We start from the raw sequence: 14,761 nt of genomic DNA, 5'->3' as shown, positions 1-14,761 counted from the left end.
AGGCGACCGACGCCCTCACTCGGGTCGCGAACCTCCCGCGCCGCGGCATCGCCGCCTCCATCACCATGACAGGAGGCGAACGGATGGACCGCGACCGTATCGGCCGTTACGACCCGTCCAGGCCGAGCCGGTGGCCGAGCCACGGCATCTCCTTCTCGAGGCCGGCGGACCATACGGCGAAGCTGTGCGAACCCGGCACCTCGGTGAGGTGAACGTCCATTCCCGCAGCCCGCGCCGCGACGGCGAGCCGCTCCACTGCACCACGATATTCGGTGTCACCGAGGCCCACCACGAACCCACCGGCCGAGCCGGGATAGCTGTTGTGGGCCAGTAGCTCGGCGGGATCGTTACGGGCGAAGGCCGCCGCGTCCCCGCCGAAAACCTCCCGGATCGTGGTGTCCCGGTCGCCGAGGCCCGGGTCGGCCTGCCCGGACATGTCCAGGAATGTGGGATACACCTCGGGGCGGGTGGTCGCCAGTTGCACGGCACAGGTACCGCCGGAGGACAGACCACCGACGGCCCACGCCCGCGGATCCGGGTCGACCTGCAGGTGGGCCCGCACCCATGTCGGCACGTCGACGCTCAGGTACGTCGCGGCGTTCCCGAGGCGCGAATCGACACAGAGTGGGTTGCGCAACTGACCGCCGGTGCCGTCGGCGAGGACGACGATCGGCGCGAGACCCCGGTGCCCGGCCGCGTACGCATCCATGGTCTCGGTCAGCCGGCCGCCGACCAGCCAGTCGGCGGTACTGCCGGGCTGGCCCGCCAAGAGCACGAGCACCGGCAGGTCGGGTCGTGGCGTGGCGAAGTAGGCGGGCGGGAGATAGATCCGCGCCGCACGAGCGGAGAACCGGGAGACGGCCCCGGGAATATCGGTCTCGGTCACCGCACCGGTTTTCGGCAGATCGGCGGGGGGCGTCCAACTCGCGAGCGGCGGATTCGCCGCCGCTCCCGGCCCGGGTGCCAGGGCGGCATCGAATGGAACAGTGCGGAAGTCGCGGATGCCGAGGACCGTGCGTACCGTCGGATACGCGACGTAGACCGCGTTGATCCCGCCTGCGGCACAGAGCACCACCGCCGCCGCCATCCCGAGGAGCCCCGCGGCGACCAGCGGCCGGGACCGATCCCGCCGCCGCACGATATACCGGCCGACGAGCAGCGCGATCGCGAGAACCGCCACCCCCGACCACACATAGACGACCCCCGGCAGGCGGTCGGGAAAAGGCCGCCACACCTTCTCCACGAACACCGCGGCGAGCGCCACCACCGCGACACTCCCCACCGCCACCGTGCTGAGCCCGACGAGCAGCCAGCGGCGCTGCACCCGGGTGACCAGCGTCGCCAGACCCACCGCCGTGACGACGACGAACACGAACACTGCTCCGGTCGTCGTCACCGGAAGGTCGAGCACCCCCGCCCGGAGCCCGGTCCACGACATAATGTCCAGTATGCGGCCGCCGCCGGGCGCCCGCCCGGCCGTATGCCTGTCGGAAACCTCGTGCAGTTGCCGCCGAGGCGCACCTGACCTGGGTAGTGTCGTACCCGAAGGCTGTAGGACAGTCGGCCCGTACCGCCAGCCGTCCGCGTCGGGAAACGCGGAGCTCGCGGAACCGGTAGCGGTCGGCCGGGCGACCGCAGCCCTCGTGGCGAAGGACTTCCACCGGGAGGGCCGCCGATGAGTGAGACAGCCGATACCGGCCACGCGGTGCACCGTGGCACAGCCTTCGTATGGCATTACGTGCGCAGCGCGCCGTGGACGTTCGCCTGGCTGATGCTGCTGTTGATCACCACGATCGTCCAGCATCTGCTGCCGCTCGACGATCTACAGCGCGTCCTCGGTGAACGGTCGACCAACCTCCGTCATCTCGAATCCGATCCGGTGCATGTCCTCGTCACCAGTCTGCTGTGGGTCGCCGGCTACTTCTGGTTCCCGTACCTGCTGCTGTTCTGTGTCTTCCATGCCCCGGCCGAACGGTGGCTCGGCTCGCTGCGCTGGGCGATCGCCGGTCTCACCGCGCACGTCGGGGCCACCTATATCAGCCAGGGCATACTCGCCCTGGCCATTCAGCGCGGTTACGCCGATCCCGGTATGATCGACGTGCGCGATATCGGTGTCAGCTACTTCCTCGCCGGCATCGTCGGGGTTCTCACCTATCACATGGCGCCCCCATGGCGGTGGCTGTATCTCGGCGCGAGCCTCCTGTGGTTCGGCATTCCGCTGGTGACCGACCCGAACTTCACCGCGATCGGGCATTTCGCCGCGCTGTTGATCGGACTGGCCGCCTACCCGCTCACCCGGGGCCGGACCGCGCCGCAGTGGGACCCGGTCACCGAGTGGCGACGACGCCGGGCCCGTACCTCCTGACCCGGGCAACCGCCCGAGGCTCGACTGGGTCTCGGCTATCCGTGCGGTTTCGCCAGCGGGAACGCCAGCGATTCCCGGATGCTGCCGCCGGTGATGAGCATGACGACCCGGTCGACGCCGAGACCGAGCCCGCCCGTCGGGGGCATGGCGTGTTCCAGCGCCTGGAGGAAGTCCTCGTCCACCTCCATGGCCTCCTCGTTACCGGCGGCGGCGAGCAACGACTGCGCGGTGAGCCGGCGACGCTGGTCGATCGGATCGGTCAACTCGCTGTAGGCCGTGCCGAGCTCGACCCCCCAGGCCACCAGATCCCATTTCGCCGCGACACCGGCGATGGTGGGATGCGGCCGGGTCAGCGGTGACATCGAGGTCGGGAAATTCGTATAGAAGGTGGGGAACCCGGTGTGGCCCTCGACCAGGTGCTCGTACATCTTCTGTGCCAGGGCGCCGGCATCCCAGTTCGGCTGGTGCGCGATCCCCCGCTCGTCGCACCACTGCCGCAGCACCGGCGCCGGGGTCTGCGGAGTGAGCCGGTGTCCGATCGCCTCGCCGACCGCGTCGTGCATCGTCCGCACCGGCCATGGCCCGGAGATATCGATATCGACCAGCGTGCCGTCCGGGCCGGGCCGCCGGACGATCGGCCTGCCGTGCGCGGCGAGCGCGGCGGACTGGATCAGACTGCGGCACAACTCCATCATCTTCTCGTAGTCGCTGTAGGCCTCATAGGCCTCCAGGATCGTGAACTCGGGGTTGTGCGCGAAGTCGGCACCTTCGTTGCGGAACGCCCGGCCGAGCTCGAAAACCTTGGGTATCCCGGCGACGCACAGGCGTTTGAGATACAGCTCCGGCGCGATCCGCAGATACAGATCGAGGTTGTAGGCGTTGATGTGGGTGCGGAACGGTGCCGCGTTCGCGCCCCCGTGCACCTGCTGGAGGATCGGGGTCTCGACCTCGAGGTAGCCGCGGGCGCCGAGCGTCTCGCGCATGGACCGGACGATGGCGCTACGCCGCCGCAACAGGCCGCGGGCGTTCCCGTTGACCGCCAGATCCACATAGCGTTGCCGTACCCGGGCTTCGGGATCCACCAGCCCCCGCCATTTGTCGGGTAGCGGGTGCAGGCATTTCCCGTCCAGCCGCCACTCGATGGCGACGACGGATTCCGTTCCGTTCCGGCTGGCCCCGACCGTACCGCGGACACCGATTAGGTCCCCGAGATCGAAGCCGGCGAAATCGCGCACCCGGCCGCGACCCACCCGCTCGGCGTCGACCAGCACCTGGATATCGCCGGACCAGTCCCGCAGCACCGCGAACACCACGCCGCCGAAATCGCGCAGCCGTAGAATCCGACCCGCGATGCGCACCGTGGTGCCGCGTGCCGTCCCGGTCGCGTCGGCGATCGTATGAGTCGGCGCCACGGCGACCGGGTACGGGTCGATACCGGCGTCGCCGAGCGCGGCGAGTTCGGCCATCCGGACCCGGACCTGTTCGGGTCTGCGGCGCGGGCGCGACGCCGGGGCGGGTTCCGCGAGGCGAGGCGGGCTGCCGTCGGCGTGCAGCGCACCGGATTCCAGCACCGCGGCGGGCACCGCGATCCGCGTGCCGGTGTGCTCTCGCGCGGCGTCCCCGCGATCGTTGCGCCACGGCATCGTGACGAAACCCTCGGCGAGCGCAGCGGCCCAACCGACTCGCGGTAGCGAGCGTTTATCCTGGTAGCAGACGAAGCGGGGTACCCATTGCGGCTGATACTTCGCGTTGGACCGGTACAGGGATTCCAGTTGCCACCACCGGGACGAGAACACCAGCAGCGATCGCCACAGCCGCAGGACCGGCCCGGCACCGATTCGCGCGCCCTCTTCGAAAACCGATCGCATCACCGCGAAATTCAACGACAGTCGCCGTAGGCCGAAGCCGTCGGCGGCAGCCGCGAGGTCGGTCACCATCAGCTCCACGCACCCGTTCGGCGCATGCGGGCCGCGCCGCATCAGATCCAGTGACGCACCCGAGGAACCCCACGGCACCAGTGACAGCAGTCCGACGCACTCGCCGTCGGCGGTCAGCGCCTCGACGAGCAGGCAATCGCCGTCGAGGCGGTCGCCGAGCCGGCCCAGCGCCATCGAGAAACCGCGTTCGGTCCCGGTGTCCCGCCACAGATCGGCCAGCCGGATCAGCTCGCTCATCTCGTCGGGTGGGATGTCACGATGCCGGCGCACCCGGACCCGCAGGCCGTGCCCGCGGGCCCGGGCGGCGGCCTGCCGTACGGACCGCATCTGCTGGCCGCCGAGGGTGCGCAGCGCGCGGGTGGAGACGATCGCCTCGTCACCCAGATGCAGGACTGCGGCACCGGCCGCCGCATGCGCGCGGGCGCCCGCCTCGCTCGCCCCCATCACCGCGGGCTCCCAGCCGTATCGTGCGCACAACGCACGCCATTCGGCGATCGCCTGTGGCCAGTGGGCAGCGGTGCCGAGCGGGTCGCCGCCCGCCAGGCAGACACCGGCCTCGACCCGGTAGGTGATCGCCGCGGTGGCGTCGGGCGCGAAAACCACCGACTTGTCACGGCGGGTGGCGAAATAGTCCAGCGAGTCGGGGTTGGCGGAGGTGGCGAGCAGGCCGCGGAGGGCGGATTCATCGGTACCGGACATCGCGTTGTCGGCGCGCTGGGACCGGAACAGCACGAAAACCGCGGCCAGCACCGCGACCACGCCGAAGAGCCCGAGCAGAGTGTTGAGCCCCGGTCCGGGACGGCCGTCGAACACTTCGGATTCCCGGCTGATCGCCGCGGCGAGCGCGGTCACCCGCGCCAACGACCAGAGGAACCGTTGCCCGGGGGCCAGTGTCCCGGGGAAGAGCTCGACCAGTCCCCAGCCGAGCAGCGTCCCGGCCGACAACAGGCCGACGAGCACCAGCAGCGCGCGCCGGCCGGCACCGCGCCGGACCCGGGTGCCGAATTCCCGGTGCGCGTCGATCAGGATGCCGAGCGTCACGAGGTGCACACCGAGAGCCACCCCGGCGTGCACACTGTGGTCGGTGATCACCTCGAACAGATTGAGCAGGGTGAACGCGGCCAGATAGACCGTCAGCAGCCACCAGGCGACTCGTTTGCGGCGCGCCAGCGCGGCGGCCAGCAGGCCGAGGACCAGCGCCCAGGTGACACTCGTATCCGGCGCGCCGAAGTAGTAATGGTCGATGTACGCGCGAGGGACGTGCAACACCTTGCGCAAGATCGGGGACAGGCTCCACAGCGCGACGACGACGGCGAACACTCCGACCGTAAGCGCGGCGAAGTGTGGAACCTCGGCCCGGCGGTCCACCCACCCGCGCCGGATGCGCGCAGGCGTCGGCCCCGCTTTCGTAGCCATCGGCGACCCCTCTCGCGATCCGCCTCGGGTATCGCTCTCGTCGCTGTATTCATCGAAATCCCCCCGCCTTCGGCACACAGAAGGCTACCGGTATCCGGTTTCCCGCGGGAGTCACTGGACAAGCCAGGAAGACGCGTCGCGGCCGGACCCGACAACCCCTTTCGAAGCGGTTGGCATCCTACTGGCTATCCCGATCCCGCCCAGTTCGCCTGTCGAACCGCCGTACACCTCTGCTACCGTAGTGACCAGGTATTGAATTCTGGTCACTACAACCGCAGGAGCCGTATGCCCCGCCCTCTGGTCCCCGACCGGCGCGGCAGGATCCTGACCGCGGCCGCCGAGCTGATCCTCGAAACCGGATGGCCCCGCACCACGGTCGCGGATATCGCCGAACGCGCCGGCATCGGCAAAGGCGCCGTCTACCGCGAGTTCGCCGACAAAGCGGCCATCCTGGACGCCGTCCTCGTCCGCAGCATGCGCCGGATGACCACACAGGTCCACCAGCAGGTGCGCGATACCGACGGCGTGGTCGATCTACCCGCCGTGTACCGGTTCGGCGTGGAGGCGCTGCTGTCCGAACCGCTCATGCGAGCGCTGTATCTGGGCGACGACGCGGTGCTGGGCGAACACGTCCGCGGGGTCGCCGACCAGCGTTACGCCATGCGTTTCGGCTGGCTCGCCGACTACATCGAACGACTGCAACGAGCCGGTGTCGTCGTGGACACCGTGCCGAGCGAGACCATCACCCGGATGCTCGGCTTCTTCACCATCGGCCTGATCAACGCCCCGGGCGTCCTCGGCGCCGCGAGCCCGGCGGAGTTCGGCGACGTCGTCACGCTCTTCGCGGAGCTGGCGGGCCGCGGACTGGCCGGCGACGGGCCGGTGGACGCCGCGGCCGCCCGCCACGCCCAGCTCACCCTGCTCGACCAACTGTCCGATCAACTCGCCCGACCGGGAGACCCTCTGTGACCACCACCGCTTTCACCTCTCATACCGACCTCGTCGTCCGCGGCGGCCCGGTCCGCCATTACCGGTCCGGCGACCACGGCCCACCCGTGCTGCTGCTACACGGCGGCATGCTCGATACCGCCGCGGGCGTCTGGCGCGATGTCGCCCACCGCCTGGCGGCGAAATACCAGGTTCATGCGATCGACCTGCCCCGCCACGGGGCCAGCCGACCATGGCACGGCCGCCTCGACCGCCGGTTCTTCGACGACTTCCTCGATGACCTCCTCAACCAGCTCGACCTCCCCCGAACAGCGCTCATCGGGTTGTCCCTCGGCGGCGGACTCGGTATCGGATACGCCCTGCGCCACCCCGAGCGGGTCTCGGCCCTGCTCGCGATCGGACCGGGCGGTATCGGCGCGAAACGGCCCGCCCAGTTCACCACCTGGGCGATGATCAACACCCCGGGACTGTTGAAACTCACGAGCAAATACCTCGCCCGCAGCCCGAAAACACTCCGGAAGTCGATGATCGGCAGCCTCACCGCCGGAGCCGAGACACCCGGCTTCGATACGATCCTCGACCTCGTCCGGGCCGAAGCGCGCGCCAAGGCCGAGTACGGCGAACCGGCACTCGACGACTGGATGGTCGACGCGTACGGCCCCCGGCGCATGCGGCTCAACTACCTCACCGAACTGGCCGGGCTCGAGGTGCCCAGCCTCTGGATGCGCGGCGAACACGACACCCTGGTCGGCCACACCGAACTCGCCGCCGCCGCCACGGCAGCACCCGGCGGAGAGCTGGTCACTTTACCCGGAGCCGGCCATATCGTCACCTATGATCGGCCGGCCGAATTCGTGCGCGTGGCCGAGGAATTCCTCGGTCGAATCGAGCAGCGTCGAACCGGCCCCGGTGGCAATTACTCACCGGAGCTCAGCTAATATCGAGCACATGAAATTCGAAAAATTCTCTCTCACAGCTATTCTCGCAGTCGCCGCAGTAACCGCCACGGCTCCCGCCGCAGCCGCGTTTCCCACCGGATCGGCTGGTCTCGGTGACGGCCGGGAAGTGGTGATCGTCGACAACAACTTGGAATTGTCCGATCTCGATTCCTGCTGGGCGAGCGGTTTCCAGCGTGAGATCCGGTTCGACAACCGCAGCACTCGCGATTTCCACGTATACAACTCCCCGGACTGCAGCGGCGCACCCGTGGCCACGGTGCCGGCGGGGCATACCGCGACCCACTACGGCTGGTCGGCTTCCGCTCGATAATCGTTCCCCGGACGCGGTCCCGAGCCGCCGGAGCTCGGGAAACCGCGGCGGCCGATACAGGAACCGGCTACCGCACATACCGAAACCCCGGCACGAACTCCATCACCGGCATTCGCTTCCGCGACTGTCACATTTCTCACACCCATTGACCTCAATAACGATTGAGGTTACAGGCTTTCCGGAGGGTCTCCAGACCCGGCGGTACCACCGCCCCGCCCGGACCGAAAGCCAGAGCCATGATCACCACCGAGACCACACCGGCACCATCGGCCGACGCCCGTAATCCGCTCACCATCGCGCTTGTTCTCGTGGTCGGAACGATTATGGCGACGCTCGATCAGACCATAGTGAACGTCGCCATCAACAGATTGTCCGTGCAGTTCCACGCGGGCCTGAGCACGATCCAGTGGGTGGCCACCGGGTACTCGCTCGCGCTCGGCGCGGTGGTGCCGGCCTCGGCGTGGCTGGTCGGCCGGTTCGGGGCGAAGCGGCTGTATCTGGCCGCGGTCGCCGTATTCGCGTTCGGCTCGGTGCTGGCCGGGCTGGCCTGGAACATCCAGTCGCTGATCGCGTTCCGGGTCGTGCAGGGCGCGAGCGGTGGATTGCTGATGCCGGTGGCGATGACGATCCTGTTGCGCGCCGCCGGGCCGGAGCGGCTGGGCCGGGCGATGAGCACACTGGGCTTGGCCGTGCTGGTCGGTCCGCTGCTGGGTCCGGTGATCGGCGGTTATCTCATCGACGAGGTGTCATGGCGGTGGATGTTCTTCATCAATCTGCCGCTGGGCGCACTGGTTCTGCTCCTGGCGGTGAAAGTGCTGCCCGGCGACGCACCGGCGCCGCCGCGCATGCTGGATGTCGTCGGGCTGCTGCTGATGTCGCCGGGACTGGCGCTGCTGATCTACGGAGTGACCGCCGCGGGTGAACACGCCGGTTTCGCCACACCGGCGGTGTGGGTGCCCATCCTTATGGGCGGCGGGCTCGTGGCCGCGTTCGTGCGCCGCTCGCTGACCACCGCGGTGCCGCTACTGGATCTGCGGGTGCTCGGCAATCGGATCACCGGCACGTCGGCCGCGCTGCTGGCGCTGTTCGCGAGTGGCTACTTCGGATCGATGGTGTTGCTGCCCCTGTACTTCCAGGTGGTGCGTGGCGAATCGGCGCTGGTGGCCGGTGCGCTGGGCATTCCGTTCGCGCTGGCATCGGGCGCGACCATGCAGGTGGCGGGCAGGCTGATCGACCGGATCCCGCCCGGTCGCTACCTGCCCGGCTCCATCGCGGTGGCGCTCACCGGTTTCGTACTGTTCGTGATCCAGCTCGACGCGGATACGCCGTACTGGGCGCTCGGAGCCACGATGTTACTGATGGGCGCGGGCGGCGGCGGCACCATGATGCCGGTGCTGACGACCGCGACCCGGCCGCTGAACCGGGAACAACAGCCCGCGGGATCGACGGTGCTGAACATGATCAGCACCACCGCGCTCGCCCTCGGCACCGCGACGACCTCGGTGACGCTGGCCGCGCTGCTGCCGGCCGACGGCGGATTGCAGGCCCTGCACACCATGGCCCCGGCACAGCGGGCCGCGCTGACTCCCGCCCTGGCCGAAGCTTTCCAGCACACCTACCTGATCGCCCCGGCCATGATCGCACTGGCCCTGATCCCGGCATTGCTGCTGCCCAGGCGACGGTGATCACCGGTCCGACCGGTACCCGGTAGGCCGGGAGCCCGATTGCCGGTCGGTTGCCGACGGCGTGAGATCAGAGGACATTCGGCGTGACCTTCGCCCGGCCACGTACCTGGAAGGCGCCGACGACCTCCACGATGCCCATGAAGATCAACCACCAACCGGCCACCAGGGTCAGGACCGCGACGGAATTGAACGGCCAGACGATCAACATTCCGCCACCGATCAGCAGCACGATGCCGAAGAAGACGTTCCAACCGCGCCCAGAGGTGCCCGAGGGCGCGTCGGCGGCGGCGACCAGCACCGCTACGCCGCGGAACATCCAGCCGATACCGATCCACAGGGCCATCAGCAGCACGGCGTCGCCGAGATGGCGCAAGGCGAAGAAACCCAGGATGAACGACAGCACCGCACTGACGATCAGCATGACCCGCCAGCCGCCCGAGACATGACCGCCGAACGCCGCGATCAATTGGAAGACGCCCGACACCAGCAGGTAGATACCGAACAGAACGGCCAGGACCACGATCGTCGGGCCGGGCCAGACCAGCACCACGACACCGACGACCACCGATACCAGGCCGATGACCAACATCGCCTGCCACGCGCTGCGGGCCAGTCGATGCAACGGCCCCTCGTACTGCGTATCGCTGGATGTCATGCAGGCATGATATGACGCCGCCGGTTGATTGCCGGCAATTCGCCAGGATCGAAACGATACGGTGACGGCACGGGCCGTCCGCGCACCCGCGAGTACTACACCGTGGGCCCCAGGCAGGCCGGATCCGGCCGGAGCCGATGGAAGGCCGCCAGCCGCTGCCGGTGGTATTCGAGATCGTCCTCGTCGTGCCGCACCCCACGGGCGACGGCGATGCCGAAGTAGACCGCTTCCCGGCGCAACCTGTGGCGCATGAGCTGCGCGAGTGTGATGTCGTCGAGTTCTCCCGCGGTGCCACCCGCGCCGAGATAGGCATCGACGAACGCCCGGGCACCGGACAGGTCGCGGCCGAACTCGTCGGCGAACTCGAGCGCCGCCGAGGCCAGTTCGAGTTCCGGCGGGGCGATCGCGGCCTCGTCCCAATCGATCAGAGCCACCACATGACCGTCGCGCGACAACAGGTTGCCCTCGTAGTAGTCACCGTGCAGGGGCTGGGCCTGCGCCGTCGCGGTGAAGGCGGCCAGCCAGCGGTCCAGCTCCGGGTCCGGTAGCTCGGCCGAGGGCGCACCGTCCAGACCGATCTCGAGGAACGAGGGCCGCGGCCGCGGCGGGGGCCGGTGCTCGGCGAGAGCACGATGCACCCGGGCCAGCAGACCGGCCGCCTCGGTGAACTGGATCCGGTCCGCACTCTCGGTCCAGCGGCCGTCGACCAGCGGCCAGACGCTGACGGGGCGCCCGGCCACCACCTCCACCGTCGATCCGTCCGCGCGGGGCAGCGGTGCCACGACCTCCGGTACGGCGCGTGCGGCGGCGGCGATCCCGTGGCACCACTCCATCTCCTGCGGGTCGCGCCGCGGCGATCCGATCCGCACGACGACCTCGCCCACCCGGTATGCGGCCGATTCCTCGCCGCCGTGGAGTCGTTCGCTCTCGCCTTCGTATCCCCAGGATGCGGCGACCGCGGTCCGGATGTCCTCGGTGAGTGGCAGATCGATATAGATCACGCTCCCACTATTACCGGGTAAGCGGTCCGGCCCGCGGCGCGGCCCGGGCCGCGCGGTCCCGGGAGCATCCACGACGGGCACCCACTCGGCTCGGACGGTGTGATTCTCGTCGGCGGCGATACTTCGCCGAAGCGATCGGGTATGGCCCGCCGAGGTGGTTCCGCGCACCTGTGATCACCCCAGGGCACCGCGTAGCGGAGGCGGTGCCGCCGGTTAAGGTCGGAGCACACCGAGGAAGCGCCCGTACCGGCATGACGCTCGGTGTGCAGGCAGAGGAGTTCATCGTGACCAGTACCCGAGATCTACGCGAGCCCGCCGAGCCGGCGTCTTCCGCGGCGGAGCCCCCCACCGCGGGGGTCCGGATGCGCAGGCGGCTGGAACGGCTCCTCGGGGTCGCCGCCACCGAGGGGAACGCGCTGGTGGCGCTCCGCAACGGCGACGAGATCTTCCCGGCGATGCTGGGCGCCATCCGGGACGCCGAGCACACCGTCGACATGATGACCTTCGTGTACTGGCAGGGCGATATCGCCCGGCAGTTCGCCTACGCGCTCGCCGAGCGCGCCGAGGCCGGTCTCCGGGTACGGCTGCTGCTGGACGGTTTCGGCAGCCGATCGATCGAGAAAGACCTGCTGGCACTCATGGAACGCGCGGGAGTGCAGGTCGCCTGGTTCCGCAGACCGGTGTCCCTCTCCCCGCTCAAGCAGAACCACCGGTGTCACCGCAAAGTGCTTGTTGTCGATGAACGGACCGCGTTCACCGGCGGGGTGGGTATCGCCGAGGAGTGGTGCGGCGACGCGCGCAACGAGCACGAATGGCGCGATACCCATGTGCGGATCGAGGGCCCGGCGGTGGACGGGGTCGCGGCCGCCTTCGCGCAGAACTGGGCGGAATGCCATGACGCGCTCTTCGACGAGCGCGACCGCTTCGCCCCACAGCAACACCACGGTTCGGCGGTCGTCCAGGTGGTCCGGGGGTCGGCGAGCCTCGGCTGGCAGGATATGCAGACCCTGCTGCGGGTCGTCATCGAATCGGCCGAGCAGCGGCTCCGGCTGGCCACGGCCTACTTCTCGCCGGACGCCTATTTCATCGAACTGCTCTGCGCCGCCGCGCGACGCGGGGTGGACGTGGAGATCCTGCTGCCCGGCCCGCACACAGACAAACGCGTATGCCAGCTGGCCGGCCAACATTTCTACAGCGATCTGCTCGCCTGCGGGGTGAAGATCCTGCAATACCAGCCGACGATGATGCATGCCAAGGTCATCACGGTGGACGGGATCGCGGCGCTGGTGGGGTCGACGAACTTCAACCGGCGCTCGCTGGACCACGACGAGGAGATCATGCTCGTCGTGCTCGACGAACAGTTCACCACGACGCTCGATGAGCATTTCGACGCCGACGCCACGGTCAGCGTGCTGATCGAGGAAACCCGCTGGCAGCGACGTTCGCTCGCGCAGCGCGTCCGGGAGGCCGCGATGTGGCCGATCCGCCGGTATCTGTGACGCCCGCCATCGGCGGCGGGGGAACAAGCCGGAAAACGAAAAGAGCGGTTTCGCTTCCGGACCGGTCCTCGTCGTCCCGAACCGGGGCCCGCGATGCGGGTCCGGCCGTCGGGTGCGGCCGGTATCGCACAGCGGGTAGGTCCACGAAACGAAGGGTTCGGCGCGGCCCCTGCCCACACCGCCCGCGACGCCTAGGCTTCGGATAGGGTCATGAACCGGCGTTGAGAGCACAGGGCCGCTCCCACCAGGACGCGTTACGCGTCTCGAGCCGATTCGAGTGCTGTATGAACCGCCCCTCTGCCCGCCGCCCGCCGCCTTCGGCCTCCGCGCCCCGGCGGTCACCCTGTGATCAGCTGAGTTTCCGGGTCCACCGCCGCGGGGACATCGTCATACTGGCAGTACGTGGGCAGGCGGATGCTTTCACACTGCCGCTGTGGCGGCAGCAGGTACGTGCCGCCGCGGAGACGGTGAACGGCCCGCGGGGCGCGCTGATCGTCGACACCACCCGACTCGACTTCCTGTCGGTGCGCAGCCTCGCCGCGCTGTCCGACGAAGCACAGGAGTTCCGGCGGAAAGGGATCGAGATCCTGCTGGTCACCGCCGTTCCGGCCCTCGCCCGGATCGCCCGGGCCGATACCCGCACCGCGCTGCTACCGGTGTGCTCGACGGTGGTGAGCGCACTGACCGCCGTTCATCTGCCGCGCCGGACACCGCAGGTGGTTTCGGGGCAGTCGGGGAAGGAGCGGATGCGCGCCCCGGCCGGCCCGGGCGTCACCGATCGCAGCGAGCTCCCGGACGCCGTGACAGCCGTCCCGGCCCCGCTCGCGCCGTGAGCGGCCACGAGGTGAGAGACCTCTCGGTCCCGACTACGCGGCATCGCGGGCCCGATGATCCACAATGCCGTGGTGGTCGGCGGTGCGGCGCCCGATCGGGATCGGCCGATCACCCACGCATTCTGCGGGCCACCCGGTCACGCTCCTCGGTGATCGTGCGACGGCGGGCGATCATGGCCTCGGCCGGAGAGCCGCCGGCGACGATCGCGTGATGCACCGCTTCGACGTCCTCGATACCTTCCCGCGCGCCCACCCCCGCCGCGGGCGTGATGGCGTGGTCCGCGTCGCCGACCAGGATCACCGGGGCCACCGGCACCGCCGCGGTCGCGAGCGCGACATTGCGCGCGTTGGATACATGGACCTGTTCGGTGACCGCGACCAGCGTCGCGGTCAGCTCCCGCACGGCGCGGGGTGCCGCCTCCACCACCGTCTCGGCCCAGCGCCGCACCGGCACGATCCCGGTCTCGGCGATCGGCAGCGCGTCCCGTTCGATACGCAGGAACCACAGCGCCGAATCGGCACCGGGCCGCCAGATATGGCCGAAGGTCGCCGCCGGGCGGGTGCCGGCGGCCGATTCGGCGTGGAAGTGCAGGACGAACGGATCGGTGGGGCATTCGACAGGCGTCGCGGTCATTCCGTAGACCACCACGTCTCCGGCGTATTCCGGGGTCCGGCCGGGTTCGGTACCCGCGCGCGCCACCGAATCGATACCGTCGGCACCGATCACCAGATCCTGCGCGGTCACCGTGTGATCACCGATACGCAGGGTGGTATGCCCGGTCGCGGCGTCGATCGACACCTCCGTGACCGGGCTTCCGTAACCGATCTCGGCGCCCGCGTGCACCGCGAACCGCTTCAGCACCGCGATCAGATCGCGGCGCAACCAGAATCGGTGCCCCTCGCTGGGCCGCCGCCGGGTTACGCCGTCGTCGGGGGTGTACCGGAGTTCGCTCAGCGGGTACGACGCCGCGTGCAGTTCGTCTTCCGGGACGCCCAGGGAGACGAGACTGCGGTGCCCCCGGCCGTCGAGGATCAGGAACGCGCCGCCGCCCCCACCGTCGCGCTGCTCGTAGACCGTCACCGGCCGCCCGGCCCTCGACAGCGCGCCGGCCAACGCCGTGCCGGCGATACCGCTTCCCAGGATGGTGATCAT

12 protein-coding genes are annotated in these 14,761 nt (G+C 69.3%); 7 read left to right on the top strand and 5 right to left on the bottom strand.

All coding sequences use genetic code 11. The features are described 5' to 3' along the window. Positions 1-106: 106 nt before the first annotated feature. The gene (locus tag ACQPYS_RS12710; protein WP_431938434.1) at positions 107-1,438 is read right to left on the bottom strand and encodes an alpha/beta hydrolase; all 1,332 of its coding nucleotides are present in this window, start codon (positions 1,436-1,438) and stop codon (positions 107-109) included. Between the two features lie 237 nt (positions 1,439-1,675). Here ACQPYS_RS12710 and ACQPYS_RS12705 point away from each other — a divergent pair, with 237 nt between their 5' ends. Further along, positions 1,676-2,365 (top strand): rhomboid-like protein, encoded by a 690-nt coding sequence (locus tag ACQPYS_RS12705; RefSeq protein ID WP_433492711.1) that lies wholly within the window; start codon positions 1,676-1,678, stop codon positions 2,363-2,365. Between the two features lie 35 nt (positions 2,366-2,400). Here the strand turns inward: ACQPYS_RS12705 and lysX are convergent, their stop codons facing one another. Next, positions 2,401-5,718 carry a bifunctional lysylphosphatidylglycerol synthetase/lysine--tRNA ligase LysX gene (lysX, locus tag ACQPYS_RS12700; protein ID WP_433492710.1) on the bottom strand — a complete coding sequence of 1,106 codons (3,318 nt, stop codon included), beginning with the start codon at positions 5,716-5,718 and terminating at the stop codon, positions 2,401-2,403. A 285-nt stretch (positions 5,719-6,003) separates the two neighbouring features. Between lysX and ACQPYS_RS12695 the strand changes: the two genes are divergently transcribed. The 4 genes from ACQPYS_RS12695 (at position 6,004) to ACQPYS_RS12680 (ending at position 9,620) form a co-directional block, all read left to right on the top strand. Further along, entirely contained in the window at positions 6,004-6,687 is a 684-nt protein-coding gene (locus tag ACQPYS_RS12695; RefSeq protein WP_063034153.1) for a TetR/AcrR family transcriptional regulator, read from the top strand. Further along, positions 6,684-7,604, top strand: coding sequence for an alpha/beta fold hydrolase (locus tag ACQPYS_RS12690; protein WP_063034152.1), 921 nt, complete (start codon positions 6,684-6,686; stop codon positions 7,602-7,604). The genes ACQPYS_RS12695 and ACQPYS_RS12690 overlap by 4 nt, the downstream gene beginning before the upstream one ends. A 10-nt stretch (positions 7,605-7,614) precedes the next feature. Then, complete coding sequence (locus ACQPYS_RS12685) at positions 7,615-7,935, top strand: hypothetical protein (protein WP_063034151.1); 321 nt, start codon at positions 7,615-7,617, stop codon at positions 7,933-7,935. Positions 7,936-8,171: 236 nt separating this feature from the next. Next, the gene (locus tag ACQPYS_RS12680; RefSeq protein WP_063034150.1) at positions 8,172-9,620 is read left to right on the top strand and encodes a DHA2 family efflux MFS transporter permease subunit; all 1,449 of its coding nucleotides are present in this window, start codon (positions 8,172-8,174) and stop codon (positions 9,618-9,620) included. Between the two features lie 67 nt (positions 9,621-9,687). On the opposite strand, the gene ACQPYS_RS12675 is transcribed toward ACQPYS_RS12680, so the two are convergent. Together ACQPYS_RS12675 and ACQPYS_RS12670 are read right to left on the bottom strand one after the other, a co-directional pair. Then, on the bottom strand, positions 9,688-10,275 hold the full coding sequence (locus ACQPYS_RS12675; protein WP_063034149.1) for an HdeD family acid-resistance protein: 588 nt from the start codon (positions 10,273-10,275) through the stop codon (positions 9,688-9,690). A gap of 95 nt (positions 10,276-10,370) precedes the next feature. Beyond that, positions 10,371-11,276: a phosphotransferase enzyme family protein gene (locus ACQPYS_RS12670; protein ID WP_433492709.1), complete on the bottom strand. Its 906-nt coding sequence runs from the start codon at positions 11,274-11,276 to the stop codon at positions 10,371-10,373. Positions 11,277-11,560: 284 nt separating this feature from the next. Between ACQPYS_RS12670 and ACQPYS_RS12665 the strand changes: the two genes are divergently transcribed. Together ACQPYS_RS12665 and ACQPYS_RS12660 are read left to right on the top strand one after the other, a co-directional pair. Then, entirely contained in the window at positions 11,561-12,775 is a 1,215-nt protein-coding gene (locus ACQPYS_RS12665) for a phospholipase D-like domain-containing protein (RefSeq protein ID WP_433492708.1), read from the top strand. Between the two features lie 284 nt (positions 12,776-13,059). Next, positions 13,060-13,608 (top strand): STAS domain-containing protein, encoded by a 549-nt coding sequence (locus ACQPYS_RS12660; protein WP_063034147.1) that lies wholly within the window; start codon positions 13,060-13,062, stop codon positions 13,606-13,608. 109 nt (positions 13,609-13,717) lie between these two features. On the opposite strand, the gene ACQPYS_RS12655 is transcribed toward ACQPYS_RS12660, so the two are convergent. Then, entirely contained in the window at positions 13,718-14,761 is a 1,044-nt protein-coding gene (locus tag ACQPYS_RS12655; RefSeq protein ID WP_063034146.1) for an FAD-dependent oxidoreductase, read from the bottom strand.

The sequence above is a fragment of the Nocardia grenadensis genome, from assembly GCF_050942415.1.
GTDB classification, from domain to species: domain Bacteria; phylum Actinomycetota; class Actinomycetes; order Mycobacteriales; family Mycobacteriaceae; genus Nocardia; species Nocardia grenadensis.
Note: the sequence above shows the minus strand (reverse complement) of the source record. Positions and strands in the feature narration are given on the sequence as shown.

Coding starts and splice junctions, on each gene's coding strand:
- ACQPYS_RS12710 (WP_431938434.1), bottom strand. CDS start 1,438: ATGTCGTGGACCGGGCTCCGGGCGGGGGTGCTCGACCTTCCGGTGACG.
- ACQPYS_RS12705 (WP_433492711.1), top strand. CDS start 1,676: ATGAGTGAGACAGCCGATACCGGCCACGCGGTGCACCGTGGCACAGCC.
- lysX (WP_433492710.1), bottom strand. CDS start 5,718: ATGGCTACGAAAGCGGGGCCGACGCCTGCGCGCATCCGGCGCGGGTGG.
- ACQPYS_RS12695 (WP_063034153.1), top strand. CDS start 6,004: ATGCCCCGCCCTCTGGTCCCCGACCGGCGCGGCAGGATCCTGACCGCG.
- ACQPYS_RS12685 (WP_063034151.1), top strand. CDS start 7,615: ATGAAATTCGAAAAATTCTCTCTCACAGCTATTCTCGCAGTCGCCGCA.
- ACQPYS_RS12680 (WP_063034150.1), top strand. CDS start 8,172: ATGATCACCACCGAGACCACACCGGCACCATCGGCCGACGCCCGTAAT.
- ACQPYS_RS12675 (WP_063034149.1), bottom strand. CDS start 10,275: ATGACATCCAGCGATACGCAGTACGAGGGGCCGTTGCATCGACTGGCC.
- ACQPYS_RS12660 (WP_063034147.1), top strand. CDS start 13,060: ATGAACCGCCCCTCTGCCCGCCGCCCGCCGCCTTCGGCCTCCGCGCCC.
- ACQPYS_RS12655 (WP_063034146.1), bottom strand. CDS start 14,761: ATGATCACCATCCTGGGAAGCGGTATCGCCGGCACGGCGTTGGCCGGC.